The sequence below is a fragment of the Pseudoalteromonas piratica genome (genome assembly GCF_000788395.1).
Lineage (GTDB): Bacteria > Pseudomonadota > Gammaproteobacteria > Enterobacterales > Alteromonadaceae > Pseudoalteromonas > Pseudoalteromonas piratica.
Genome location: NZ_CP009889.1, coordinates 448,731 through 474,669, shown reverse-complemented (window position 1 = coordinate 474,669; position 25,939 = coordinate 448,731). Strand labels below are relative to the sequence as shown.

21 protein-coding genes are annotated in these 25,939 nt (G+C 40.1%); 11 read left to right on the top strand and 10 right to left on the bottom strand.

Annotation, left to right across the window (positions count from 1 at the left end; all coding sequences use genetic code 11):
• Positions 1 to 207: 207 nt before the first annotated feature.
• The 3 genes from OM33_RS16900 to OM33_RS16890 all read left to right on the top strand — a co-directional run bounded on the left by OM33_RS16900 (position 208) and on the right by OM33_RS16890 (position 5,786).
• A complete protein-coding gene (locus tag OM33_RS16900; RefSeq protein ID WP_040135305.1) occupies positions 208 to 2,460 on the top strand; it encodes a TonB-dependent receptor plug domain-containing protein in 2,253 nt (750 codons plus the stop codon).
• A 128-nt stretch (positions 2,461 to 2,588) separates the two neighbouring features.
• Positions 2,589 to 4,220 carry a methyl-accepting chemotaxis protein gene (locus OM33_RS16895; RefSeq protein ID WP_040135304.1) on the top strand — a complete coding sequence of 544 codons (1,632 nt, stop codon included), beginning with the start codon at positions 2,589 to 2,591 and terminating at the stop codon, positions 4,218 to 4,220.
• 144 nt (positions 4,221 to 4,364) lie between these two features.
• Positions 4,365 to 5,786 carry an alanine/glycine:cation symporter family protein gene (locus tag OM33_RS16890; protein WP_040136893.1) on the top strand — a complete coding sequence of 474 codons (1,422 nt, stop codon included), beginning with the start codon at positions 4,365 to 4,367 and terminating at the stop codon, positions 5,784 to 5,786.
• Positions 5,787 to 5,807: 21 nt separating this feature from the next.
• Here OM33_RS16890 and OM33_RS16885 read toward each other — a convergent pair whose 3' ends face one another.
• Genes OM33_RS16885 through OM33_RS16875 form a run of 3 tightly spaced genes read right to left on the bottom strand, consistent with a single transcriptional unit; the run spans position 5,808 to position 9,670 of the window.
• Positions 5,808 to 7,214 carry a PDZ domain-containing protein gene (locus OM33_RS16885; RefSeq protein ID WP_040135303.1) on the bottom strand — a complete coding sequence of 469 codons (1,407 nt, stop codon included), beginning with the start codon at positions 7,212 to 7,214 and terminating at the stop codon, positions 5,808 to 5,810.
• Positions 7,215 to 7,223: 9 nt separating this feature from the next.
• Positions 7,224 to 8,492, bottom strand: coding sequence for a DUF885 family protein (locus OM33_RS16880; protein ID WP_040135301.1), 1,269 nt, complete (start codon positions 8,490 to 8,492; stop codon positions 7,224 to 7,226).
• Positions 8,492 to 9,670, bottom strand: a complete 1,179-nt coding sequence (locus OM33_RS16875) for a hypothetical protein (RefSeq protein WP_040135299.1) — start codon at positions 9,668 to 9,670, stop codon at positions 8,492 to 8,494. The genes OM33_RS16880 and OM33_RS16875 overlap by 1 nt, the downstream gene beginning before the upstream one ends.
• A 334-nt stretch (positions 9,671 to 10,004) precedes the next feature.
• On the opposite strand from OM33_RS16875, the gene OM33_RS16870 reads away from it, so the two are divergent.
• From OM33_RS16870 to OM33_RS16850, 5 genes are all read left to right on the top strand, one after another.
• A complete protein-coding gene (locus tag OM33_RS16870) occupies positions 10,005 to 11,192 on the top strand; it encodes a helix-turn-helix domain-containing protein (protein ID WP_040135298.1) in 1,188 nt (395 codons plus the stop codon).
• A gap of 103 nt (positions 11,193 to 11,295) precedes the next feature.
• Positions 11,296 to 12,051, top strand: coding sequence for a substrate-binding periplasmic protein (locus OM33_RS16865; protein WP_040135296.1), 756 nt, complete (start codon positions 11,296 to 11,298; stop codon positions 12,049 to 12,051).
• A gap of 56 nt (positions 12,052 to 12,107) precedes the next feature.
• On the top strand, positions 12,108 to 12,863 hold the full coding sequence (locus tag OM33_RS16860) for a substrate-binding periplasmic protein (RefSeq protein ID WP_040135294.1): 756 nt from the start codon (positions 12,108 to 12,110) through the stop codon (positions 12,861 to 12,863).
• Between the two features lie 184 nt (positions 12,864 to 13,047).
• A complete protein-coding gene (locus tag OM33_RS16855; RefSeq protein WP_040135292.1) occupies positions 13,048 to 13,848 on the top strand; it encodes an ion transporter in 801 nt (266 codons plus the stop codon).
• 123 nt (positions 13,849 to 13,971) lie between these two features.
• Complete coding sequence (locus OM33_RS16850) at positions 13,972 to 14,439, top strand: YHS domain-containing (seleno)protein (protein WP_040136892.1); 468 nt, start codon at positions 13,972 to 13,974, stop codon at positions 14,437 to 14,439.
• 9 nt (positions 14,440 to 14,448) lie between these two features.
• Here OM33_RS16850 and OM33_RS16845 read toward each other — a convergent pair whose 3' ends face one another.
• A complete protein-coding gene (locus OM33_RS16845; protein WP_052141114.1) occupies positions 14,449 to 15,384 on the bottom strand; it encodes an AraC family transcriptional regulator in 936 nt (311 codons plus the stop codon).
• Positions 15,385 to 15,446: 62 nt separating this feature from the next.
• On the opposite strand from OM33_RS16845, the gene grxC reads away from it, so the two are divergent.
• Positions 15,447 to 15,704 carry a glutaredoxin 3 gene (gene grxC, locus OM33_RS16840; protein ID WP_040135291.1) on the top strand — a complete coding sequence of 86 codons (258 nt, stop codon included), beginning with the start codon at positions 15,447 to 15,449 and terminating at the stop codon, positions 15,702 to 15,704.
• Positions 15,704 to 16,291: an HvfX family Cu-binding RiPP maturation protein gene (locus tag OM33_RS16835; RefSeq protein ID WP_040135289.1), complete on the top strand. Its 588-nt coding sequence runs from the start codon at positions 15,704 to 15,706 to the stop codon at positions 16,289 to 16,291. Before grxC ends, OM33_RS16835 begins: the two co-directional genes overlap by 1 nt.
• 58 nt (positions 16,292 to 16,349) lie before the next feature.
• Here OM33_RS16835 and OM33_RS16830 read toward each other — a convergent pair whose 3' ends face one another.
• The 3 genes from OM33_RS16830 to OM33_RS16820 all read right to left on the bottom strand — a co-directional run bounded on the left by OM33_RS16830 (position 16,350) and on the right by OM33_RS16820 (position 19,588).
• Positions 16,350 to 17,390: a Kelch repeat-containing protein gene (locus OM33_RS16830; protein ID WP_040135287.1), complete on the bottom strand. Its 1,041-nt coding sequence runs from the start codon at positions 17,388 to 17,390 to the stop codon at positions 16,350 to 16,352.
• A 170-nt stretch (positions 17,391 to 17,560) separates the two neighbouring features.
• On the bottom strand, positions 17,561 to 18,589 hold the full coding sequence (locus OM33_RS16825; protein ID WP_040135285.1) for a methionine synthase: 1,029 nt from the start codon (positions 18,587 to 18,589) through the stop codon (positions 17,561 to 17,563).
• A gap of 24 nt (positions 18,590 to 18,613) precedes the next feature.
• Positions 18,614 to 19,588 (bottom strand): DUF1852 domain-containing protein, encoded by a 975-nt coding sequence (locus OM33_RS16820; protein WP_040136888.1) that lies wholly within the window; start codon positions 19,586 to 19,588, stop codon positions 18,614 to 18,616.
• Positions 19,589 to 20,122: 534 nt separating this feature from the next.
• Here OM33_RS16820 and OM33_RS16810 point away from each other — a divergent pair.
• Positions 20,123 to 20,932: a sulfite exporter TauE/SafE family protein gene (locus tag OM33_RS16810; protein ID WP_040135282.1), complete on the top strand. Its 810-nt coding sequence runs from the start codon at positions 20,123 to 20,125 to the stop codon at positions 20,930 to 20,932.
• Positions 20,933 to 21,053: 121 nt separating this feature from the next.
• Here the strand turns inward: OM33_RS16810 and OM33_RS16805 are convergent, their stop codons facing one another.
• The 3 genes from OM33_RS16805 to OM33_RS16795 all read right to left on the bottom strand — a co-directional run bounded on the left by OM33_RS16805 (position 21,054) and on the right by OM33_RS16795 (position 25,846).
• Positions 21,054 to 22,004 carry a carbohydrate kinase family protein gene (locus OM33_RS16805; RefSeq protein WP_040135280.1) on the bottom strand — a complete coding sequence of 317 codons (951 nt, stop codon included), beginning with the start codon at positions 22,002 to 22,004 and terminating at the stop codon, positions 21,054 to 21,056.
• An 11-nt stretch (positions 22,005 to 22,015) separates the two neighbouring features.
• Positions 22,016 to 24,412, bottom strand: a complete 2,397-nt coding sequence (locus OM33_RS16800; RefSeq protein WP_040135278.1) for a TonB-dependent receptor domain-containing protein — start codon at positions 24,410 to 24,412, stop codon at positions 22,016 to 22,018.
• A 237-nt stretch (positions 24,413 to 24,649) separates the two neighbouring features.
• On the bottom strand, positions 24,650 to 25,846 hold the full coding sequence (locus OM33_RS16795; RefSeq protein WP_040135276.1) for an MFS transporter: 1,197 nt from the start codon (positions 25,844 to 25,846) through the stop codon (positions 24,650 to 24,652).
• Between the last annotated feature and the right edge of the window lie 93 nt (positions 25,847 to 25,939).

The following is a 25,939-nucleotide window of genomic DNA, read 5'->3' as shown; positions in this document are numbered from 1 at the left end:
CCCACTACTTAGTTAATTTTATTGTATAACAAAAAATCAATGGTGGCGTATTAAAAACCCTAAATTAATTACGTTTGAAACGAGCAATTAGTTCATCAGGTTATTCATCTATTATTTAGCAAGTAATTTGATTTGATCATCAATTTAAAAAAGAACTACACTTGTTTAATAACAATAACGTTTTGAAATCTAACTTATTGACGCTTTATGAAACGAACCTTATCGCCTTTATTTTACTTAGTTTTTACACCATTTCTTTGGGCGTCTGAGTATGAGGATGTGTTTGACCTTAGCTTAAATGACTTATTCCAAGTCGAAATTACCACAGCATCTAACCGTGGTGAACGCATCAAAGACGCACCTGCAACTGTCATCGTTGTCTCTAAAGATGATATTAAGCAACGTGGCTACGAAAGCCTAGACGAGATCTTTTTAGATTTGCCCGGCATGGAAATGATTTACACCCATGGCGATTCGTTCTTCTCAAATTATATGCGTGGTTATCGCTATACCATTGGCACCCCATTTTTGATGATGGTTGATGGCGTAACAATAAATAGTTTGTACTTTAATCAAGTTACCCAAATTGCATCCTTTCCACTAACCAGTGTTGAACGTGTCGAAGTTGTTTATGGGCCAGCCTCGGTTATTTATGGTGCGAACGCTTTTATGGGTGTTGTTAACGTTATCACACAAAAACCTGAACAATCAGGGGCTTCTTTTATTGCGAATTCACGGGGCAGTGTCGATGGTGATATTAATCTCGATATGAGCTATGGCTATCAAAATGAGTCATTTTCAACGCGTTTTAGCTTGCACTATGAGGATTTTGATGTTGCCGACCGAATTGATAACAACACAAATTATTGGTTGCAAGATATTCACTACAATGATGACCTTTGGGGCGGATTTATAGAAGACTCGCCGTTCATTACCAGTCAATTTAGCTCTAAAACGAAACGATTAGGTTTAGAGGCCTTAATTGCCTTCAACAATTTAGAATTCTCGACATTTTATTTGTTAGAACAAAATGGGTATGGCGCAACCTACCCTTCTGATCGCTTACCAGCTTCTGGAAAGTGGCCGATCTACCAATACGGCGCTACGCTCAAGTACACCACACACTTGTCAGATAAACTTGAATCCCGCACTCGGTTCCATGGCCAAAGCGACGGGGTAAAAGGCGATGGTTATGATGTTGAAGCATGGAATGTAACGAATACAAGCGAAGTCCCGCAATTAGTAGGTGGGACGCTGCTTGCGCCAAACGAGTCAGCGCGAATGACGTACTTTCAATACTGGCTGACAAAGAACCATGCATTTTCATTTAATCAAGACTTTGATTATCAGTTTGACGAGGCAATCAGACTGCTAACCGGTTTTAAATATGACTACCAAGATCTTCAGCGCTCCTATGTACTTTCTGCCGCAGGGCCTATCTCTCCATTAGCTCAATTACCAGCATTACCAACTGAAGCCTCTGGTGCTTACAGTGATGATTCTAACCGAGAGATATGGCGTGACTTTGGATTTTATTTGCAAGGTGAATACAAATTTAAACAAGCCCATATGTTAAGTGGTGGTCTTCGCTATGATGACAATAATATTTATGGCGGAGAAACAACGTTTCGTGGTGCCTACATTTACAATCACCAACAATGGAATGTTAAGTTTATGTATGGCGAGGCATATCATGAACCCACACCTCGAAACCTTTATGGTGCATGGAGTGGCTCAGGTGCAGATCCAGACTTAAGCCCTGAACGCTCTCGCACCATTGAATCAAGCATTGCATATCAAGGCACTGACTATCGTCATCTTGTTTCGCTTTATCATATAAAAAATACCGACAGCATAGTAACAACACCTGTTGGTGGCGAAAACATTGGTGCACGAAATGTAACAGGTATCGATTATCATTTTGTTAAGTCTTTCGACTACTCTGATTGGGGTAAGTGGCAAATAAATATGTACGCCACACATTATTTAGAATTAGATGAAGACGTTATCGACCTCACTCACCAAGTACGCACAGGTACAGCCCAAATTGGTGATATTGCTAAAAGTAAACTCTGGTTTATTTTAAACTGGCAAGCAAATGAACATCTGAATATTAATTTAAAAACCCGGTTAATTGATAAGCGTGAAACGATTGAATCCAACCCAATCGACAATATTTCGGGTTACGGTGTGACTGATCTTGCAATGCAATTTTCATTACCGAGTTTAACTAATGTTGAGTTTAGTGTGAGGGTTACCAACTTATTTGATAAAGCCTATTATCACCCTGGTGTGCGGGATGCAGATGCTAACGACCCGTTGGTGAATACTGCGTTATTAAACGATATTGGTTTTGATCCAGTCAATACTAAGGCCTGGAATGGCAGTCAAGGTTGGTACAACTCGCATTTACCGCAAGCCGAAAGGCGTTTGGTATTGGGTTTAACGGTTGGGTTTTAACATTTTGTAAAACCCAATCCAACTGCTGTATTTTTTCGATTAACTAACAGTCTGAAAAATTAGTTCATATTTCAGCTTTACGAAAGCATTTATCATCTATAGTTAAAGAAAATCGTAAGGTGCCGGATATGAACTTCCAGTCAATTCGCGTGAGATACACCAGTTTATTTTGTAGCGTTGCGCTTATCTTCGTCGTTTTTATTATTTTAAATTCATTACTGATTTCAAAAACCAAAAACGCGCTGATTAAGCTCGGAAACACTTTCAACCCAGCAATCTCAAATGTGATAAATGCCGACCGAGATTTATACCAAGCCCGCGTTGCCAACCTTTTATCACTCGACAAAAGCAATCAATCTAATCTTGCCAAATATAAAGCTACATTTGACGAAAATGCCCAGCAAGCATTAGACAGAATGAACAATTATCAGAAGTTGATGCGCGATTACCCCGACATCATTTCATCAATTAGTGGTTTCCAGTCAAGTTACAACAACTGGCTATCAGCTTCTAATGACATCTTCACGCTCATTCAAAATAATAATTACGCCGAAGCAAAGAGTGTGAGTGAATCGCGTGCACTTAACTTATTTGAGGATTTAAGAGAGTACTACGACAAAGCAGGCGAAGCAGCTGATAAAAAAAGCTCGTTTGTCAGTCAACAAACCATCGAGCATGTTGAAAGTCAACAAACCACACTTACGCTCATCAGTGCGTTAATAATAATTATCACCTTAGTAATTGGGTTTCTTGGCCCAAAAGCGCTATCCAATGCCTTAATAGAACTTTCTAACCAAATTAAAAAGCTTAACAGTGGTGATGGCGATCTCACTCGAAGAATTAATTCTAAAAGGCAAGATGAAGTTGGCCAAGTTGCTAATGATTTTGACCAACTAGTATCGGACCTTGGTGGACTGATCGGGACTATTTTAGATCAATCAAGCAAAGTGATTACAGGGGTAGACTCCCTTAACCAAGGTGTGGGGCAAGTGACCATTCGCAATCAACAACAATCCGAAAGTGTTGAAGTTATTGTTACAGCAGTGAATGAACTATCATATGGTATTAAAGATGTTGCCAACAACGCGCAATTAACGACCACAGAGTTAGATCAAGTTAATAACCTCACGAGAGAAGGTATTGAAATTACCAACAATAGCGTGAAAGAAATTGAAAATTTATCTGTTACCATCGATGATGCAGCCAATGTTATTGCCAACTTATCTGAAAAATCAGATGAAATCGCTTCGGTTGTGGATACTATCCGAGGTATTGCTGAGCAAACCAACCTCTTAGCACTCAATGCCGCCATTGAAGCTGCACGTGCCGGCGAGCAAGGACGAGGGTTTGCAGTGGTCGCCGATGAAGTGCGTACATTAGCGAGCAGAACCCAAGAGTCTACCCAAAATATTCAACAAATCATCGAATCACTGCATAGTGGCGTTAAACAAGCGGTTTCTTCAATCAATGTCGGTAGCGACGCCAGTAAAACAACCGTTGAGCTCGCCTCGGGTACGCTAAACGCACTCGATGAAATTGCGACAGCCTGCCAGCGTGTTTCTGACGTTGCACTTCAAACCGCTACGGCTACCGAAGAGCAATCGCAAGTTGCAAATGATATCAGTGAAAACTTAACAACCTTATCCGAAAGTACAGGCACAAGTTTGGGTGTATCAAAAGAAAACGAGACCCTCTCTAGCCTGACTTACAACGACGCAAACGATTTATCAAAGTTAGTGTCTCGATTTAAACTCTCTTAACCTTGGTAAGCGTTTTTATTAAAAAGCTTTATAAGCATATGACTTAACAATATTTCAAGAATTATAGGTTAACAATATTGCTTATTGCTTTAATGTAATCACTGCTCTAGTGTGGAACCTATCATTACTCAAAAACACGGTTTTATGCTTAGCAACATTATCAACCCAATCAACGATCTTCTTTGGGGCCAAGGGCAACTGCTTATTGTTATTTTGCTGGCTGCTGGCTTTTGGTTTTCTTATAAATTGCGTGCTATTCAACTTAGGCATTTCAAACATATGCTGATGGTGATGAAAACCAGCATGCAGAGCAACAAGTCTGGCATTAGTTCGTTTCAAGCATTGTGTACGGGGCTTTCTGCCAGAGTTGGCACCGGTAATTTAGCCGGGGTTGCTGTCGCAATTTCACTTGGTGGTAGTGGCGCCGTTTTTTGGATGTGGGTTATTGCATTGCTTGGCATGGCCACAGGCTTTGCAGAAAGTGTATTAGGCCAGCTTTATAAAGTCCGCGATGAAAACGGCGAATTCCGTGGCGGGCCAGCTTATTACATAAAACTGGGTTTAAACAAACCTTGGCTTGCGGTGTTATTCGCGTTGTGTTTGTTTTTAGGTTACGGCATTTCATTCAGTGCAATGCAGGCCAATACCATTGCTGAGGCACTTAATAATACATTTGAAATACCCAATCATTATTCTGGGCTAGTCATCGCAGTGCTTGCTGGCATCATTGTTGTTGGTGGGCTGCGGAGCATTGCTAAGTTTGCTGAGAGAATTGTGCCATTTATAGGTATTGCGTTTATCCTCACGGCATTGATTGTCACTGCAATGAATATCTCCTTACTGCCCGCTATGCTTTGGGATATTTTAACCAGTGCATTTGGTTTAAATGAAGCTGGGGCTGGGGCCTTTGGCGCAGCAATCAAAAACGGTATTCAGCGGGGGTTATACTCAAATGAAGCGGGCGCTGGCAGTGTACCTCATGCAGCAGCTGGCGCCGCACCTAACCCTAATCACCCTGTAGCACAAGGGTATGTGCAAATGCTTGGCGTTTTTATTGATACCATAGTGCTCTGCACGTGTACTGCACTGATTATTTTACTCTCTGATGTGCACATAAGTGGCGATATGGAAGGTATCAGCCTGACGCAAAATGCGATGACCAGTCATATGGGTGATATAGGCGAGGTATTTATTGCCGCAGCAATAACTTTGTTTGCGTTTACTTCTGTGGTGGCAAATTATGCCTATGCTGAGAGTAACCTGCATTTATTCAAACTCGATAATAAAATCGGCCGTACACTTTATACCCTTGCTTATTTATTGATGGTGTTTTGGGGCGCCAGCGCATCATTAAAGTTAGTGTGGAGTATGGCTGATGTGGCATTGGGCTTAATGACTTTAGTCAATGTGTACGCAATTTATTTATTAACGCCAACCATTGTTAATTTAACCAAAGACTATCAAACGCAATTAAAAGAAAAGCTACCAATTAGCTTTGATGAGACAAATATCCAATTCCAAGGCAAAACAGAGAATGGTGTTTGGACAAAACAAAAAGGGGATTAACCTCCCCTTTTGCAAAATGCGCTACAAGGTTTGTTTCGCACTATCTTTGAATTGTGCAAGCCAACTTAGCGTGTGTTCACCAATGCGAGGATCAAATAGCTCCTTAGGATCTGTTGGGTTATATTGACGAGACTGACGTGCTTGCCTATAAGTTTCTTTACTATCAAAACGCATAAATGCATGCTCTGCCTTATCAATGAGTAACCCTTTACTTTGTTCCTTCCTTGTTAATTTCGCAATATCAAATGCCCATGATGGCTCAATCGCTTGAATATCCAAACTGCCATGCATCATTAATACTGGGGTATCTAATTCTTGCCATAACTTGGTAAAGTCATAGCGATTTAAATCTCTAAAGAAGCTGTAATGACGGTTAACTGATAATTCGCCGTTAATTTCTAGTAGGTTTGCTGCAGTTGCTTTTTTGACACGCTCATCATTTACTATGTGTTGCCATGGCGTATCGGTATTAAGCCACAGGTTTAAGAAAGGAGTGACAAGTTCGGTATTTTCTCGTGCCCGTTGCTCGCTTAAATTAAAATGCTTAACTGACTGCTTTAAATAGATATCGACCATATAATCATACCAGCCTTTAAGCACACCACCATAACCAATAATGCCTTTAACCGGTGACTGTTTAGCAATAATTGGGGCATGTAATACACCTAAAGAATGACCAAATAAGAACACATTGTCTGGATCAACTTGCGTGTGTGTTTTTAAAGCATTTAAGCCCTGCAAAAATGCCTTTGACTCTGTTGTAAAATCGATATCCCGGCAGGGCTTTTCTGAAACACTGTCACCCATCCCTGGCTTTTCAATACGGTATACCACATAACCTGCTTGAGTGTACTGATCGATCATTTGTCGTGTGGTGATATTTGGCAGCATGCCATAGTCAATGGAGTCACAGGTATAGCCCTGAATAAAGAAAATAGCGGGCGCTTTTTGTGATGGATTCAACTGTTTTGGCACATGCACAATACTGCGAAGTGTATTGCCTTCATAACTTACGGCGCTGTATTCAACGTGTGCATAATCGCTTGTTTCATATGGTCTTGGCTGCATTTTATTCGACGCCGTTAGCGATTTTTTATCGCGTAAAAAAGAAATGCGAATATCATCGCCTGATTTAAGCGGTCTTACAGCTGAAAGAAGCATTTGAAAGTCATTTGTTTTTACTCCATTTACTTCGGTTATTACATCACTCACCTTTAATCCAAGTAGTGATGCTGTGCTATTTGATGCAACATGTGCGAGCGTGACCCCTTCACTATCAGCACTTTGGTTTGGCATCACTCCGAGCAAAGTGGCTCTTGGTAACTCATTTAAAACTGTGGTTTTCGTTTCCGCCGCGTAACTTTTTGTATCAGTTGCAAAAACACTAAGGGTACTTAAAAGTAGTAAAATTGGTTTGTTTATTTTCATAGTCATCTCTTAATTATTCTTCTGATTTATTGGCAGAAATTCATCTAAATGTGACAGTGCCAATGGCATTTGATTACTTAATTTAAGCACGTGATTTAGCGCAATAGTGCGATTGTAAGTGTGTGGTTGAATGGCCTTTTCAATTAAATATTTGCCGTACACATAGGTAATCACTTGAGTTGGCCAATTTTTAATTCGCTTAATTTCACGCTCCATGATCTCTGGCTGATCTGGCAAATATTTTTGCCAAAGCGTTTGTGCTTTTTCATCTGACCAATTTTCGTAATGAATGCCAATATCAATCAATACCCGAAGTGCACGTAACACTCGCCAGCTTAATGCGTAAGCCTCAGAGGATTTCATTTGATACAAGCCTATTTCCTTACCCAGAGTTTCAACATAAGCCGCCCAACCTTCACTCGTTACAAAGGTAATTGGTGCAAACGCATTTGTTGGGCAAAGACTTTGCTTTTGAGCAACATTGAATTGTAAATGATGCCCAGGGATCCCCTCGTGTAAATAAAGCCAATCAAAATGCGAAGGCGTCATTACACCACCATGAGGATGGTACAAAAACGTTTGCCTTTGATTGTCATAAATACCCGGGGCAGGAAAACTCTCTGGCAACCCAGATGCGGCAATGGTTAAAGGTGAATCAAAGTCACTGAGTGCAAATAAACGCTGTAAGCTTGCTTTTGCAACTTCCTCTCGTTTTCGAAATGCGTCTACAATACGGGTATGCTCTGTTGCAGGAATTGCATAAGTATCACCGTCTGCTCCCTCTGCTTTTAACTTTTGATATTCTGCAAACGCATTTTCAAGTTCAGCACTGGCAATGTTTTTAAGTTGTGAGGGAGTGATATCGTCCATAAGCCACGTATCTAGCCAATGTAAATACCACTTTTTGCCATTGGGTAAGTCGCTAAAGCTGCCTTGATAACGACTGCTTTGACTGAGTCCTGCTTTTAACTTTTCTCGCTTTTCTATCAGCTTGAGCTGTTTTGCCAAGCTGTTATAAGCAATTTTTTCGCAGTGCGTTTGCGGCTGAAGGCTTTTAAGCTGCTTCTGCCAGTTTTTAAGTACATGCTCAGGTATTACCGGTTGATTTTTAAGCACCGCTATCGCATTTGCAAAGTCAAGTTGTGGCGACAAGTACGGCTGAGTCGTTACGTCATTAACTAAGCTGTTAAAACCATCATTAAAGCGATTTTCGTTTGCCTTAGCATAACCAGATGTTAGCAATACAACACTGTTTAGTAGTAAGAGCCTTATTAACATTATTCACCTGTTTTGGTTTTTGGCGCTTTAAATTCACTTAAATCGCTATTAAACAAAGTAGGGCTTCGGCTACCATCGTCTAGGTATTCATATTTCAGTGCAGCAGCGTCTCCTAGCATAGGGCTTGCTGTTAATTTGTTATTTTCATCGAGCGATTTTAACCAAGATATATGTGATTGCGCTTGATTATATTCCAGTAGTAAGTGGCGACTTAATTGCCTCTTTTCATCAAAAATTTGATGACTTTTTTGATTGCCATTCGGGTAGTAAGTACTTTTATGTTCAAACGCGCCCCAACTAAAGGCTTTACGATTACCAAACTTATCAAAGCCTCTCAACCCAACTTTGTTACCAAATGTATCGTAGAGGTGCTCTCCAATGTGCACCATCGGGCGGTTACCTTCCACCGGATTGCCATCTTTGCTATATACTTGCCAGCGGGTAAAGTTGCCATGCTGATCGTAAATAATGCGATCAATACCAGCGCCGCTATCATTATTCGTCGGTGAACCATTCAAGCCTAAGTTTTTAACAAACGTTAGCTTGTTGTCTGAATCGTAAGTCAGTTCGACCTCATAAAACTTAAACTCTGGGCGCAGTGGTTGTTGTTCATTATTTAAATTAAACCGCTTTTCATATACTTTGCCATTGTGGTGACGCCATTCATAACGGTGAATCTGCCACGCACTTTCAACTGGGTTTGCAGATTCATCGAAAAAACTGAGTGCGATACGCTTACCATTTTCATCTAGCGCATAAACCGCTTTAAACACACCGCCATGTGCTGCAATCTGCTTATTATGTGCATTGTAATAGGTGTGAATTTCTTTATCTTTGTGATAGCTAATACTTACTTTTGGGGCAAACCAAATAAATGAATCCCAAACTTCATTTCCACTAATGAGGTGGTCCCCCATCTGATAACGTATTTCGTTTACACGCCCTTTCTCATCATAGCTAAATTGATAATGCGCATTTGTTTCGGACACGTTATCTGAAATAGGATGAATACCGCGGTACGATGCATAAGGCGTTTCTCGGAACATAATATGGCGGTAGTGTTTTTGCTTTGAAAACGATTTTGAGTCAATTTTGGTAACTGCAGCTACAGAAAAGCTATTGAGCAACACAACGAAAGTACACAGTGAAATGCGACCAATTTTAAACAAAGTAAGCATTATTTATCCTTAAAAGTTAATTCGATAAATAAGCTTACTTATTAAGGATTTTAGTGTGTAAAGCTAATTTGAGATTAACAAAAATAAAACCTAACCAATTGAATAAAAAGGGTTTATCTTGCTAATAAACACGTACTTAAATACTTTGTAAGTTAACTTGATTTACGTTTAATTCGCGCTTGATTTTTACTCTTATTATCATGTTAGCTGATTCCATTTAGACAACTAAAGCCTATAAAGTTAGCTAAAAAACTGTAAGAATGGCTTGAACTTTACACACGTGTTAACTGCACCTTTAAACTTCACATCGTGCTTTTACGTTTTCGGAAAAACTATGTCTCAAACAGTGTTAGGAATAATTTATTTTGTTGCATTTAGTCATGCACTCATGCTTGCCATAAGCCTATGGAAAAAAGCGAGTAACGCTAATTCCGACACAGCAAAATGGCTTTCAATCGTCTGCTTTATCGTTTGCTATAAGTTATTTGAAGGTGGTGCTCTTTACTTAGGTTTATACACACACTTAGCGCATTTAATGGATTTATTGCCAGGAGAAGTGCTACTCATTGGCCCGCTTGTGTTTGTCTATATCAGTGTAATGGTGGGTGAAGAAAAGCCAAAGCCACTTTCGTTAGCACTTCATTTTATCCCCGCCATTTCGTTATGGTGTTACAACGCACCTTCTGTATTTCAATCATTCGATGCCAAAATTAACATGTGGCAGTTTGTGCTTACGCAAACAGAACCACGAATTTTGCCGCTGAAATTTGTGTTTTTATTCTTAGCAATCAAAACACATTTAAGCATTTATTTATATTTAAGTTGGCAGCACATTAAAACGTTTGAAAACGTGTGCAACACCTTACGTGCAGATAATAGCGCGGCAGTGTTAAAACAACTTAAATTTCTTGTGGTGTCGCTCTTTGCTCTCGAATTGGTGTGGGTAGGTCTGTTTATTGCGCAGCAATTTTTTGCAGTAGGTACGCTTGCGCTAGTAAGTGATGTTTGGCTGCTATTTGTCGCCCTAATTGTGTTAGCAATTGGTTATGTCGCGCTACAAAAAACTGACTTGTTATTAAATAAAGAAGAACATGCATTGATACAGCAGAACGTAACTTTACAAAACGAAGAATCAAGCAACATAAAATACTTTCATTCAGCGTTAAGTGAAGAACAAAGCAATCATTTAGCTAAACATTTAGAACAACAAATTAAGAGCAAGCAGCTTTTCTTAAATGATAAGCTCACCTTAACCATGCTGGCACATGAAACCGATATTAAAGCCCATACCCTCTCGCAAGTAATTAACCAAAGTATGAACACGAACTTTTATAAGCTTATTAATGGTTATCGTATTCAACACGCAACTTCACTGATTGAAGATACATCTCTTCATTGGCCGTTAGAACGCATTGCATTTGAGTCAGGCTTTGCTAACCGGGTCACCTTTAGTAAAGCCTTTAAAGAGGTAATGGGACAAACAGCCTCTGAATATAAAAAACAAATGCGACAGGCAGGCTAATACTATGCTACTTGCTCTAGCAACTTAGTTCTAATCTTATTGTTATTGTGTTTTGCTAAATTTAGTTAATACTGTAAAGAACAAAATCTATACAGAATATCTCATGCTCAGAATAATAATAGTAATAGCATGCTTATTAACCTTTTCGGTCAAAGCAAAACAACTGTCTGCTGGTTGGGAGCTATGGTACCCCTACCAATACCATAACAATCATAGCGAGCTAGTTGGACTCGATATCGATGCATTCAACGCAATCATGAAACGCGCAGACTTGTCATTTAGTATCGCTGAAATTCCTTGGAAAACTCACCTTCACTTTATTAAAACAGGTAAAGTAGACCTAGCAATGGGGGCATCAAAAACCGCTGAACGTGCTGAATATGCCTACTTTACCGAACCTTATCGACAAGAAACAGTGAACCTATTTGTTAAAAAAGGCCACAGTGACTCTATTAAAATGAATTCACTGAAAGATCTTATCAATAGCGATTACATTCTTGGCGTAGAAAGTGGCTACTACTACGGTGAAGAATATGCAAAGTTAATCAATCAGTATGATTTTAAAGAAAACATTATTGAAGCAATCGATTTAGAACAAAATGTCTCGCTTTTTTTAAAGGGTCACCTCGATGGATTGTTAGTTGACCCAAATACCATGCACGCTTTTATCAAAAAGTATCAGCTTTGGGATCAGTTTGAAGCCCATCCAATGCCAATTTACAGTGACGACATTGTTATCATGGTGAGTAAAAAGTCAGTCGACAAATCTGTTGTAGAGAAGCTAAACAATGCAATAAACCTGTTAAAAGCAGAAGGTTTCTTTGCCACACTAAGCAGTCAATGGGTCACCCCTAATTGAAAAAGTTCGACAGCTAGCTATCATTAAAGATAACTTTTGTCCCTCATTTAGTGTGTATGCGTAACCTTGCGTTTTTACTTTCTTTTGCAATTTTCTTTAGCCATCAAACAATTGCAAACGAGATCATTGTAAACGATCCTGATTGGCCGCCTTATTTTTTCAAAGGTGAGCGCTATCAACCGATTGGCTTTGCTAAAGAAGTGTTAAAACAGTGCCTGCCTCAAACAGGCTATAAGGCTCGCTTTATTTATCACCCTATCAAACGAATGCGAACATACATGGAGTCGGGAGATATTGACCTCCATATTTATTCTTACAAACCCTCTCGTGAGTCATTTTTGATTTATGGTCAAGAGCCCTTGTTCAAAACCAGTTATCAGCCTTTTATAAATAAAAAAGCGCCTTTTGAGATACAAGCAATCGAAGATTTCAAAGGCCTTAGAATCGGCCACTTGCAGGGGCTGAAATATTCAAAGGACTATTATCAATATATTGAAGAGCAATTTGAAAAAGGCTTTGTTAGAAGCGTCACTTCAAATGTTAGTTTAATTTCACTTTTAGCAGAGGAAAAAATTGATACCTTTGTTAACACTGTTGATACCGTTTATTGGTTATCAACTACCTTAGGTGTGAGAGAAGACATTCTTGCTGTTGAATTTGATATTCAAACCAAAAACTATTTTGTTGCGCTTTCTAAAAACAGTGATCGCATCAAAGATAAAAACGCTTTTTTAACAAAGCTAGATAGTTGCATCAAAGAAATAAAAAAATCAGGGCAGTATCAAAAAATTAAAATGGGATACGGCATTTAAGTGTGCTTAGTATTCAACTCCATTCAATTAAAAACACTACTAATTAAAAAGTCCGCAACTTACTTTTAACGAAAAATGAAGCGCCTCAGTGAATATCCATCATTATTATTGGCGCAACTTCAACTTGAAAAGTCAGCAAAAAGCCCAAATGTAGCATTCTACTTCGTTTAATAGATTTATCTGAATGACATCAATGCGTGCACTCACCACCTTTCTTAAAAAAATTGTTGAAGCAAAATATTTCAACAATTTTATTGTTGCTATTATTCTCTTTAATGCCTTCACGCTCGGACTTGAAACCACTCAGTTTGGCAAAAGTAATACCGAGATTTTAAAAATTATCGACTTTGTAATTTTACTTATTTTTACGTTTGAGCTGGTACTTAAATTGATTGTCTATCGCGCACAATTTTTTAAGTCCGGCTGGAACTGGTTCGATTTTATTATTGTTGCGATTTCTTGGGCACCAACCAGTGGCGCGCTCTCTGTACTCAGAGCTTTCAGAATACTAAGGGTATTGCGACTTTTCTCTGTCGTACCGCAAATGCGACGTGTCATTGGCGCACTGGGTCATTCATTACCGGGCATGGCCTCTGTGATTGGTGTACTTGGCATTATTTTTTATGTTTCAGCAGTCCTTGCCACCAAATTGTTTGGTCAGCACCCAGATACAAACATGCAAGAGTGGTTTGGTAGTATCGGCGCGTCAGCCTATACCCTATTCCAAATTATGACATTAGAGAGCTGGTCAATGGGTATTGTAAGGCCTACCATGGAGCTCTTCCCTGAATCTTGGTTGTTTTTTGTGCCCTTTATTATCATTACCAGCTTTGCCGTACTTAACTTGTTTATTGGTATTATTGTGGATGCTATGCAAGTCATGCACGAAGAAGAAGGTAAGCCGGAACAAACCTTTGCCACAAAAGAAGATATTCTAAGATTGGAAGCTAAGTTAGACGCCTTAATTACGAAAACAAAGGAATAATAACGACAACAGTTTCAGTTAAGTTCGGATTTTACGACATAGTTTTCGAGATTTTGGATATAGAGCGCCTGAGAAAGCGTGCGTAACATGTGCCCTAACAAAAACACTATTGGAGCACTTGTTATGACACTTTCTCAGTCAATAAAAACCATTTTAGCAATCACCTTTGTGGGTCTTTCATCATTCGCCGAAGCAGGCTTTGACACTGAAACGGATAAAAACGGTGTTATTTTAGCGGGTCATGACGTCATTGGTTATTTTACAGAAGGAAAGCCTGTATTAGGTAATGCAGATTATACCGCTGTGTATAACGATGCAATTTACCGCTTTAAATCTGCTGAAAACCGTGATTTATTTAATCAAAACCCTGAAAAGTATGCACCGCAATACGGTGGCTTTTGCGCTTACGGTATGACCTTTGGTAAAAAGTTTAAAATTGATGGCAAGGCATTTGAAATAGTTGATGGCAAACTATTTGTAAACAAAAACCAAGATGTTTATAAAGCTTGGGCAGAAGCTGTACCAAAACACATTTCTGAAGCAAATCAACAATGGCCAAGTGTAGAACTTACAAACCCTGACCATTTATAGTCCCATATTTTAACCTGCAAGGGCGCTATTTCTAACAGCGCCCGGCGCTTCGCCTTGATTTTGCTTAAACGCTTTACGAAAAGACGCTTCAGAATCATAACCACTTTTTTCAGCAATTTCTGCAATACTAATATCGCTGGTAATAAGCATCTTTCGTGCAATCACCATACGCCAGCTTAGTAAATACTTAATCGGGCTCGTACCCACTAATTTAGTGAACTTATCGGCAAAATTTGAACGACTCATTGCCGCTAATTCTGCTAGCTGTTCTAGACTCCATGCAGTTTCTGGTGCTTGGTGAATTGCATTAAGGGCTCTACCGATGCGGGCATCAAATAATGCTAATAATAACCCGCTGTCTAATGTGTCACTGGCAACTTGTTCTCGCAGCACCTCAATAAAGAGTAAATAAGCCAACTGATCAACAACGGTATAACAGCCAGCCCGTGCGTTCTGGAGTTCTAAAATCATAAGATCAATCAACTTAAGGGAAGTATTGCCATCTGCATGTTTGGCCTGAAGGTGGATAACATCCGGTAATGCATCCAAAAGTGGATTAATCATCGCATTTTTAAACTCAAAAAAACCACACACCATATTGGTTGTCTCGCCATCATTTGTCATAGGTAGGTTGACTGATTGAGCGCTCGGTTTAACAGCATTATTTGAAATAATATGTTGGTGATCTCTGGGAAAAATAACTAAGTCATGTGTTTGCAATTTTTGTTTTTCATCACCGATATGCAGCCAAGCTTCACCGCTGCCAATCAAATGAAAGGGAATGCGGCGACTGCCTGATGTATCGACCGCCCAGGTACCACAAAAATCACCGTTTACGTATACCTCTGCATTTAAAGATAAACGCTTTAATAAAACACTTAACGGATCAGGGTCATTTAAATAAATATTAGGATTTTCAGACATATTTTTAGAAAGATACAACATATTTCAAAAGCTAACTTCTATTTAAACTTGCTGGCAGAATTTAATCAAACAGGAATACCAAAATGAGTGAAATTATAATTTATGCGAAAGATTACTGCCCTTATTGCAAAACAGCTAAAGCATTAATGAAGTCCTTAAACTGGCAATTCCATGAAATAGATGTCACACACAATGCGACTGCATTTGCTGAAATGGTGTCGTTAAGTCAGCGTAAAACAGTGCCACAAATTTTTATTAAGGGCGAACATATCGGCGGCTGTGATGACTTCAAAGCGTATCTAAAACAACGTGGAGCGTTATCAGTAAGTGGGGATGAGTAATGCAATCTTTGTTACATACTGGCCTGTTAAAGCTACCAAGTACTTCACGCTTTGAGTGGAGTGCTTCGTTGTTACTTCGTCTTTATTTAGCACCTATTTTTCTGCAAGCTGGCTGGACCAAGTTGCTCGCATTTAATGATACCGTGCTGTGGTTCGAACACAGTTTGAATTTGCCTTTGCCAACATTACTGACTGTACTTGCACTGGGTAGTGAAATTATTGGAGGTGTGTTTTTATTATTAGGCCTAGGCGTACGCTTAATTGCCCTCCCCTTGATGCTGGTAATGTTAGTGGCTGCATTTTTAGTGCATTTTGAAAATGGGTGGCTTGCTATTTCTGATAGCTCAAGTTGGCTGGCAAACCAGCAAGTGCTCGACGCTGCAGAAAAAAAGCAACGGATTATCGCTATTTTGCAAGAGCATGGTAATTACGAATGGTTAACGAGCAACGGCACTGTCACCATTCTAAATAATGGTGTTGAATTCGCGATCACCTATTTTATTATGTTATTAGCCCTGTTCTTTTTAGGAGCAGGTCGGTATGTCAGTCTTGATTATTGGTTGCAGCAACGTCTACACAGCCACTAAGCTCTTTAGCAAAAAGGCAAGCAGTGATAATTTAACTGTTCGCCTTTTTAAGCTCACGTTATTGCTTGCCTTGCGTTTGTAGTTTTATTACTGATGAAAGAGTGTCCTGTGCCCCGGCTTTTGCAGCACCACCAATAATATAGACCTGTTCATTGAGTGTCACACTGCCGTGACCATGACGAGCGGTAGGCATTTTACCAATTTCTTGCCATTGATTAAGATTAGGGTCGTATTGCCATACTGAATCAAAGGTACTACCAATTAGCTTGCCTGATTTCATTGTAAACGCTTCGCCACCTGCAACAATAATTTTACCATTATGTACTGTTGCAGATAGCCCTGCAGCTGCAATAGGCAAAGGGGCAATGGGGGTCCAACTATCCGTTTTTACATCATATACTTCAGCGTAACTTAAATTTTGTAATTCTGGAGAGTAGCTACGACCGCCTATAACATAAATTTGGTTACCTATAACTACGCTTGCAGCCGAGTTTCTTACGATACTTGCCGGTTTCGCTTTTCGCCAATAAGCGTTATTCACCAAAATATAATGTGCATTGGTATCGATGTTACCGCCCGATTCATTGGATACCGTTCGGCCACCTATCACATGAACATTCTTACCAATACTCGCATAACTTGATTCAGCTAACGGGATCGGTAATTGGGGACCATTGCGCCATCGCTGCAAATTACCGTCAATGCGAAAAACCGAGTTTTGAATTTGCCATGCTGAATCTTTGTTACCCGTAAATCCACCAATACCATACAAATAATGCTGGTTACTTACCATTCCAAGGTGATGCCTAGCTTCTGGCAGTTCAGGTAGCTGACGCCATCGTTGTCTAGCGGGGTTTAACAGAAAAACGGCTGTAGTTGGCGCAACATTTTTAAAACTAGGCGAATCTGAAGGAACAAATCCGCCGCCAACCACTATGCGTTGGTTAAAAGTTACAGGATAAATTTCTTGCATCGCAATCGGCAAGTCAGCTTCATTGTGCCAGTTCAGTTTATTGTCATCAGCCATCAGCTGGGATGCATTAACGAGCAACAAACTCACAAAACCAAAAGAAAATATTTTATTTAAAAACAAGCCCATGCTTACTCCTTAAAATATATCCTTTGTTTATACAGCAAGACGTTAGTGCACGATCATTAATGCGACGAACTGACAGTATAGTGTATTGCGAGTTTACCCTCTAGCTTGGCAGAAATGATAAAACCGTTAGCATGGTAAGCAACGCTTTCACACATTGAATAAGTGTTTAACTAGACATTGAGCTCAGCACGCACAATAGCCGCGCCCGCTGCCAATGCACTCAGTTTGCCTCTTGCCACTTCACGCGATAAAGGCGCTAATCCACAATTGGTTGATGGATAAAGTTTATCAGCGTCAATATATTTCAATGCTTCACGCAGGGTGTTGGCAACTTCTTCTGGTGTTTCAATCTCATTAGTAGCCACATCAATTGCGCCGACCATCACTTTTTTGCCGCGGATCAACGCGAGCAATTCAATCGGTACCCGTGAGTTATGACATTCAAGGGAGATAATATCGATATTTGATTGCTGTAACTTGGGAAATACCTCTTCGTATTGGCGCCATTCACTGCCTAATGTTTTTTTCCAATCGGTGTTGGCTTTTATGCCATAACCATAACAAATGTGCACAGCGGTTTCACAGCTTAGGCCTTCAATCGCTCGTTCTAAACATGCGATACCCCAGTCATTCACTTCGTCAAAAAACACATTAAACGCCGGTTCATCAAACTGAATAATATTAACCCCTGCCGCTTCTAATTCTCTTGCTTCTTGATTAAGAATTTTGGCAAATTCCCAGGCTAATTTTTCGCGACTTTTATAGTGTTCATCATATAGTGTGTCTATCATCGTCATTGGGCCTGGTAGCGCCCATTTTATTGGTTTATCTGTTTGCGCACGTAAAAATTTAGCGTCATCAACAAACACTGGCGCTTTTCTTGAGACTGGCCCTATCACGCTTGGCACGCTGGCATCATAACGGTTGCGAATGCGCACTGTTTTGCGGTTTTCAAAATCCACTCCAGCTAAGTGTTCAATAAAGGTAGTAACAAAGTGTTGGCGAGTTTGCTCGCCGTCACTGACAATATCCACCCCAGCTAATTGCTGTTCGTGTAATGTCACGCGCAGCGCATCGTGTTTGCCATCAACTAAAGCTTGCTCGCTTAGTTTCCAAGGAGACCAAAGTTGTTCAGGCTCTGCAAGCCAACTTGGCTTTGGTAAACTGCCTGCAGTAGACGTCGGTAGTAATACTTTCATGCTAAATAATGTCCTAATCTTTTCTTAAGCGAAATTCGCCGACCACTTTTCAAGTACTGTTTGGTAAGGCTTAATAAAATGCGCTTCTGCAAATTTACCTTGCTCTATAGCTAACCGACTGCGTTCTTCACGGTCATAAACAACTTGCGTTAATGAATGATCTTGGTTTTTTAAATTTGGTTGGTAGCGATTGCCGGCTACTGCATTTGCATTGTAAATTTCTGGGCGATAAATTTTTTGGAACGCAGCCATGGTGCTAATGGTGCTGATTAATTCCAAATTGGTGTAATCATTTAATAAATCTCCAAAGAAATAAAAGGCAAATGGTGCAACACTATTTGGTGGCATAAAGTAACGCACCTGTAAGCCCATTTTTTGGAAATACTGTTCAGTTAACGATGCTTCATTTGGCACATATTCATAACCTAACACCGGATGTTGGTTATCCGTACGCTGATACACTTTATTATCTGAAACCGATAAACAAATCACTGGCGTCTTTTTAAAGTGTGCTTTGTAGGTATCTGATTTAATGAATGTTTGAAATAACTTTCCGTGTAACTCACCAAACTTTTCAGGGATACTAAAACGCTCGCGTCCTTTATTATGTTCAAGCAATAACACACTAAAGTCATAATCACGTACATACGATGAAAAGTTATTACCAACAATACCCTCAATACGTTCATTAGTTTGATGATCAATCACTGTCGTTTTTAACACTTCAATGGATGGGAACGCAGAGTCACTGCCAGCAATTGCCATGTCCACTGAGACAATTTCAAGCTCAACAGCATAACGGTTTGCCTCAGGGTTATCCCAGTGAGCCAATGCATTAAAGTTGCTATTTATCATTTTGAGTGCATTGCGTAAATTTTGTTGACGACTTTCACCACGTGCTAGGTTGGCAAAATTTGTCGTAATACGCGTACTATTTGAAGGCTTGTAATTTTCATCAAGCACTTGGCTTTTAATGGTAAATGTAAAATCGTTATTCATGGCAATGTGTTTCCATTTATAGTGTGAAAGTCCTGAGTATTTGCGTCTAGAGCTTTTAAGTTTGCCTTCGGTATACATGCTGATACACATCCGAAATTACAAACTCATACTCTTTGTTAAAGAAGCGCTGAAGAGATTTATACGCCGTTCCGAAGATGAAAAAAAACGGTTTTATTTCACTTAAAACATGAACAACATTCATTTTTTTAATCCATTCACGAGCAAATTTTTGACTTTTAGACCATGAATTAAATTCAACTAAAAGAAAACACCTAAACATCTAGCCATCTAGACACCCTTATTGCATTTTTTTCATTTTCAACATGAGTAATATTCAGCAATTTCCATGCGTTTGTTTCGCAATTCATCTAAAAGATATTGCTATACTGCGCGACGAATAACATCAAGACACGTTATGCATTAATCGATGGTGCGATTTCGGCCGTAAATTTAAGTAATTAAAAAACCACTAAAACATTAATTTAAATGACTTTATTTTTGCAGAAGGTGGTTAGACAAATAGGGATAAATGAAATGAACGAACTACTCGTATTAATGGTCGCCTGCGCATTACTTGGCAGTGTTGTTGGCTTTCTAGCAGGCCTGCTTGGCATCGGCGGTGGCTTAGTTATTGTGCCTATTTTAAGTATTATTTTGCTTTATTTTAATGTATTGCCCGCTGAACAAGCTGTTGTATGTGCAATTGCAACCTCCCTTACTTCAATTTTATTCACATCAACATCATCGGCACTGGCGCATCATAAAAATGGCAACGTACCTTGGCAAATTGCCCCTTGGATAATGGCTGGAGTGGCAATTGGTGCGCTGATAAGCGGTTTTTTAGCATCCCTTCTACCAGATAAAATTGTCCGAATTGTATTTACAGTTTGTGTAGTGCTAATCGCTGCTAAAATGTTTTTTTCGAGTAAAAATGAATCGTTACACCAGCGCCAACTGCCAAATAAAGCTGTGTTAACCATTTTAACTACCCTCACAGGCGGGTTATCTGCCATGATCGGCATTGGCGGTGGTGCGTTGTTGGTCCCTTTGCTTACGTTTTTCTCTGTAGATATGAAAAAAGCCATTGGCTGTGCATCTGCTTGTGGCATTGTGATTGCGCTTTTTGGCTCAGTGGGTTACATCACGTCGGGTAGCCAGCAGTTATCATTAAGCCAGGGGTTTGTAGGTTTTGTATATTTACCGGCACTTATTGGCATTGTGTGTACTTCTTGGTTTACCGCACCACTTGGTGCAAAAGCAACACATCATTTACCCGTTACCACCATTAAAAAAGTGTTTGCAGGGCTTTTAGTTGCTATGGCAATCAATATGCTTATGTCATAGCTATTTTAGTATTTGGATGGGTCACTCTATATCTAGGTTTAAGAGAGTGACATCTTTTTTGCTAAACTTGGTCATTATACAAATGAATAAATTATATAATGACCTAGGAAAATAAACTGTGTTACACAATCTTATCAAGCGTTGGTAAAGCTGGCATCGCACCTATTTCAGTGCATGTATATGCGCCACATTTTATTGCAAACTCAATTGCCTGCTTCAGCTCATGAGTATTCTCAGTCAATGTACAAATATCTAGTTCATTATTTGATAGGTAGAATAGAAAACCGCTTATTAAGCTATCCCCCGCTCCAGTGGTATCCGCTACGGTAATCTCTGGTGTGTCTACAAACAACTCGGATTTTTTCGTGATTACGTGAACAGGTTCTTTACCATTGGATACAATAATTACTTTAACACCAAGTGATAACAACCAATCACAATAGCGTTTGCATGAAATATTCCCCAATTGACACAAATAATCTAACTCTTCTTGACTAAACTTTATGATATCGCAGTGCAAATAACAGCGTTCGACACGTTCAGGCAGTAAGGTTAAATCTAACCATAAGTTAAGTCGCAAATTAACATCATAACTTATCAGTTGATTATGCATTTTTGCACGTTTTAACAGTGCCATATGCACTTGCGAGATATCAGGATCAGTTAAGGTATTTGAACAAAAATGGAAGATACCATTTTCTGGCCAAGAAACACTGTCGAAGGCATCGATTTCAACTTTGATATCGGCTGTGTTATCCCGATAAAAGCTAAATTGACGTTCTTTGTATTGATCCAACTGCACCACAGCTAACGCGGTGTTAGCGTCATTCACTTTGACACAAAATTGTGTATCAACACCATAATGCTGCAGTGTATTTTCAATTTTATGACCAAATGGGTCTTGCGATAATCCACCTAAAAAAACACTTTTACCACCCAACTTGGCAAATCCCACTGCAACATTAGCAGGTGCCCCGCCCACAATGGGAAGCAAAGCTTCACCATCGTGAGGTAAAAGGTCTATCAATGCTTCGCCAAAACAAGTGAGTTGTGATTTACTGTGTGTTGACATATCCACTCTCATTAAAACTGATAATTCAAAGTGACTGAGCTTGTTCGACCATTAATGCTTCTTGCTCGGATAATGTCATTTGCAGGTACACTCCCTTCTTCGGCTTCAGTTAGCCCAACCGTATCAAACAAATTATTAATATTGAGTGAAACCGACAAGTTTTCTGCAATGTCATAGCTTGCAAATGCATTTACCTGAGTGTAACCATCGAACTTTAAGTCATTATTATCTTGTGCGTACGCATCTGTCGTGCCAATAAAGCTTAAACCAACAGCCCCTTGTTCCATGTTGTAGCGTGCCATAAGAGAGTAGATAAAGTCTGCTTGACGACGTGGCGTATTACCAACTACCTCTGGTGTTAATGCATCTTTAGCAATTTCAGCATCCGTCCAAGTCATGTTACCTCTAAAGTCGAATGACCCGACAAAGTAAACCCCTTCTAGCTCAATGCCTTTTGCTTCGTATTGACGATCAAAGAACTTTTGGCTAGTTGCTTCAAAGTTTTGCTCTTCTGTTTCAGCATAAAACGCCGTTGCAAATAAACTGCCGTTATCAAAACGTTGTTTTAAACCAAACTCATATTGGGTTACTTCATCAATGGCGTCTTCTTTGGCCACGCTACCGTCTGCATTTACTTTACCAAACAGTAATCTATCTGCATTTGCACGCGCACCTTCACTGACTCGGCCAAACACCGCTTGTGATGGATTAATTTGATAATTTGCACCAATTGAATAACTGGTGTAGCTCCAGTCATAGTTCACAGCGCTTGGGTTTGCGATATCGATGCCAGCCACTTGCTCTTCTGGTTTTGAAATAACGCCGTCACCATTAATGTCGCGTTGTGACACTACAGCGCCCGCATAGGTACCTTTTGCCTCGCCCGAGTCATAACGTACACTTGCATCTAGGGTAAGATCATCAAACTGAGAAGATATCGCCAAATAAGGCGCTCGCGTTGAATAGTCTGTGTCGTAGTTACGTTGACAACAGTTGCCCCATGCCGGAGTGCCATAGGCGTACAGACCATTTTCTGAATAGACAGTGCCGTCAGCAGCAAAGACATCGACTAACGCGGCATTATCCCCCTGCAGCTCCATCAGATAAGAATTCCAAAGCCAAGACATGGCAATGGTTTGCTCAGATGCATAAAAACCAAATGTGACTGACGTATCATCGCTTAATGCTTTCGTTAACTTAGTGTCATTAACAATTGAACCGAAATCACGCATTTCAACATCAAATGTATGGATGCGCATAAGCGTATCATCATTAAAGGCTGAGCCTGCATGCGGGCCGTTAGCATACTTTAGGGTCGCACCTTCTCCAGCAATACTTGCTGCGATACTGGTTGAACTTCCAACTTCAGCAGGGAATGGAGAATTAAACGTGCCTTTTACATTCGCGACACGAAAACGGTTTTCAATTTTCCAGTCATTTCCCAAATCAAAACTTGCTTCCACGCCAACACTGTCTACTTGTGGATGCATTCCATCACGCATATCACCTTGGCGAATTTCATTATTTGCGCCCAAGCCTTGTGTTTTAATAAAATATGCAGAGTGAGGTGTGTCTTCTAATGAGTCAAATGTTGCGAGTGAGTCTCCATTAGAGCGCATTGGCATTGGTAAATAACTGGTGCTTCGGTCGTCTAAATGCTTTAGATACAAACGCACGTAACCGTTATCAAACTCTTTGGTTAAGTTGGCTTTAATTTGTCCACCTTTATTTCCAGTGTATCCTGTATTTCTTGGCCCTTCACCTTGTCGAACAAAGCCACCAACATGAAAACGGACAGAATCTGATAAATATGTTCCGTATTCAAAGTCAGTGCGAAATTCGTCGTAATCTAAACCAAAGGTCGTTGATACACTGCCCGACTCACTTTCACCTGTTTTAGAAATAAAGTTTATAATACCGCCCGGTGCATTACTGGCCGCCGTAGACGCAGAACCACCACGAATAGACTCAACAGATTGAACGGTACTATCTAACCGCATAAAAATATCCGCATTACCAAAAGCGATATCACCAAACTGTAAAACCGGCAGCCCGTCTTCTTGAAGCTGTAAAAACTTAGCTCCACCCGATGCTACTGGAAGGCCCCGTACGGCAATGTTTGCATTACCTTCACCGCCCGTCGACTCAGAGCGCACACCCGGTAATATTCTAAACGCTTCAGCAGTGGTTCTAGGTGTTGATACGTTGATCTGCTCAGCAGAAATGCTGCTCACTGACACACTTGATGCCATCACGGTGCGTCGTTGAGGCACACCCGTAACAATTATTTTTTCTAATTCATTTTGTGGCTTTGCAGTATTTGCTTGTTGTTCTTCAGCCAATGTTTGATTGCTCACCGCTAATGCAATTGCGCTTAGGGCAAACCAAGTGGGGTTATGTGTTCTCATAATGTGCCTCATTTTTGTCAATTTAAAGTATGGCACCACAAATGTGGATTTTATTACTTAATCGATTAAGTAAATTAGCAAAAATGTCACCTTTTGCAATAAAAAAGTGCTCAAATATCATACTTACTTTTTAAGTGCTTGTTATTAAATACAAAAAAAGTGTCCAACTCGGTGCACCCAATTGGCAGATTTGGTGCAGTTGAACACTTTAACAAGGGGATTTGGTTTAAATGTGACTTAAGCGTGAGCTAAACGCGCTCTAGCTGGATCTTTAAAATAGTTATACAACATGCCGAGCATCAGGCAGGCAGCAAAGCCAGTTGCCAGTGCAAAACCATACTCGATGTGACCAAAGTGATCGCTAACAATACCCATCAATAACGGCGCAACCGCTGCCGACAACGCAGTAAAGAATAAAATCACCCCAGCAACAGAGCCATGTTGATGTTTTTCAAAACAGGAGATCCCTTTTGAGTTAAGGGTTGGATAAATCATCGACATAAATAAGCCACTCAGTGGCAATGCAAACACAGCCGCATCGACACCAAATAGGTAAGTTGCTAAATAACATAAGAATATCGCGCTACTAAGTGCAAGCATCACGCCCTGCCACGAGAATAAATTCAACAGCCATACAGCCATAAATCGACCCACGGCACGCAGTACAAAAAAGATAGTCAATGCATAAGTCGCCAGTAACGTCCAATCACCTTGGTAGGTTTTAAGCAAGGTAGGCATCCAAACATAGATCGCGACTTCAGTCGCCACATAAAGCGCAATGGCAGCAGAAAAACCGAGGGCATGCTTGTCTTTTAACATTAAAAGCGTTTGTTTAAAGCTCGCCTGCTCATTGCTTTTCTTAACTATTTTAGCAGGGAAAGACACCTTAAAAGTCGCCAAACATAGCAATACACACATGGCGCCTGCCAGTAAATATAGGTACTTCCAACTGACGCCAGCAACCAACATATAACTAACAATGGCAGGGCCGACGATGGCCCCCACTGCAAAGAACCCTTCTACGGTATTCATGGTTTTAGTATGTGCTTTACTTGATGGCGTCAGATCACCCAGTAAGGCAAGCGCCGCAGTTTTAAACAAGCCAATTGCCAGGCCTATCATACTTAACAGGCCGACAAATAACGTAAATGTATTGCCGACAGCAAAGCCAAAACATGCTATTGAGAATAATAAAAAGCCAATAATTATGGTCGGTTTATGGCCTATTTTATCTGCTAAAAAACCTAGGCACAGACCACTAATGGCAATCCAAATCATGGGCGCATAATGAAAAGCACTGGCTTGTGTCATGGTTAGGTTATATTCGCTGATCAGCTCTGGAATAATCACGCCCACCGCATCTGAGGTCATCGCAAACATGAAAAACATCATGTAGGTCAACCAGCGAAGCGTCGATAAGTTGTGTGTTGTCATAATGATTACCTCGAGGGTTAATACCAACTTTATTAAGTGATTAATTCAGTTGATATAACTGGCTGATCTTAAATAAGTCTAGCCTGTATCAGG

Bases quoted from the DNA above. Each gene is read 5' to 3' on its own strand.
- OM33_RS16900 (WP_040135305.1), top strand. From the start codon at position 208: ATGAAACGAACCTTATCGCCTTTATTTTACTTAGTTTTTACACCATTT.
- OM33_RS16895 (WP_040135304.1), top strand. From the start codon at position 2,589: ATGAACTTCCAGTCAATTCGCGTGAGATACACCAGTTTATTTTGTAGC.
- OM33_RS16890 (WP_040136893.1), top strand. From the start codon at position 4,365: ATGCTTAGCAACATTATCAACCCAATCAACGATCTTCTTTGGGGCCAA.
- OM33_RS16885 (WP_040135303.1), bottom strand. From the start codon at position 7,214: ATGAAAATAAACAAACCAATTTTACTACTTTTAAGTACCCTTAGTGTT.
- OM33_RS16880 (WP_040135301.1), bottom strand. From the start codon at position 8,492: ATGTTAATAAGGCTCTTACTACTAAACAGTGTTGTATTGCTAACATCT.
- OM33_RS16875 (WP_040135299.1), bottom strand. From the start codon at position 9,670: ATGCTTACTTTGTTTAAAATTGGTCGCATTTCACTGTGTACTTTCGTT.
- OM33_RS16870 (WP_040135298.1), top strand. From the start codon at position 10,005: ATGTCTCAAACAGTGTTAGGAATAATTTATTTTGTTGCATTTAGTCAT.
- OM33_RS16865 (WP_040135296.1), top strand. From the start codon at position 11,296: ATGCTCAGAATAATAATAGTAATAGCATGCTTATTAACCTTTTCGGTC.
- OM33_RS16860 (WP_040135294.1), top strand. From the start codon at position 12,108: ATGCGTAACCTTGCGTTTTTACTTTCTTTTGCAATTTTCTTTAGCCAT.
- OM33_RS16855 (WP_040135292.1), top strand. From the start codon at position 13,048: ATGACATCAATGCGTGCACTCACCACCTTTCTTAAAAAAATTGTTGAA.
- OM33_RS16850 (WP_040136892.1), top strand. From the start codon at position 13,972: ATGACACTTTCTCAGTCAATAAAAACCATTTTAGCAATCACCTTTGTG.
- OM33_RS16845 (WP_052141114.1), bottom strand. From the start codon at position 15,384: ATGTTGTATCTTTCTAAAAATATGTCTGAAAATCCTAATATTTATTTA.
- grxC (WP_040135291.1), top strand. From the start codon at position 15,447: ATGAGTGAAATTATAATTTATGCGAAAGATTACTGCCCTTATTGCAAA.
- OM33_RS16835 (WP_040135289.1), top strand. From the start codon at position 15,704: ATGCAATCTTTGTTACATACTGGCCTGTTAAAGCTACCAAGTACTTCA.
- OM33_RS16830 (WP_040135287.1), bottom strand. From the start codon at position 17,390: ATGGGCTTGTTTTTAAATAAAATATTTTCTTTTGGTTTTGTGAGTTTG.
- OM33_RS16825 (WP_040135285.1), bottom strand. From the start codon at position 18,589: ATGAAAGTATTACTACCGACGTCTACTGCAGGCAGTTTACCAAAGCCA.
- OM33_RS16820 (WP_040136888.1), bottom strand. From the start codon at position 19,588: ATGAATAACGATTTTACATTTACCATTAAAAGCCAAGTGCTTGATGAA.
- OM33_RS16810 (WP_040135282.1), top strand. From the start codon at position 20,123: ATGAACGAACTACTCGTATTAATGGTCGCCTGCGCATTACTTGGCAGT.
- OM33_RS16805 (WP_040135280.1), bottom strand. From the start codon at position 22,004: ATGTCAACACACAGTAAATCACAACTCACTTGTTTTGGCGAAGCATTG.
- OM33_RS16800 (WP_040135278.1), bottom strand. From the start codon at position 24,412: ATGAGAACACATAACCCCACTTGGTTTGCCCTAAGCGCAATTGCATTA.
- OM33_RS16795 (WP_040135276.1), bottom strand. From the start codon at position 25,846: ATGACAACACACAACTTATCGACGCTTCGCTGGTTGACCTACATGATG.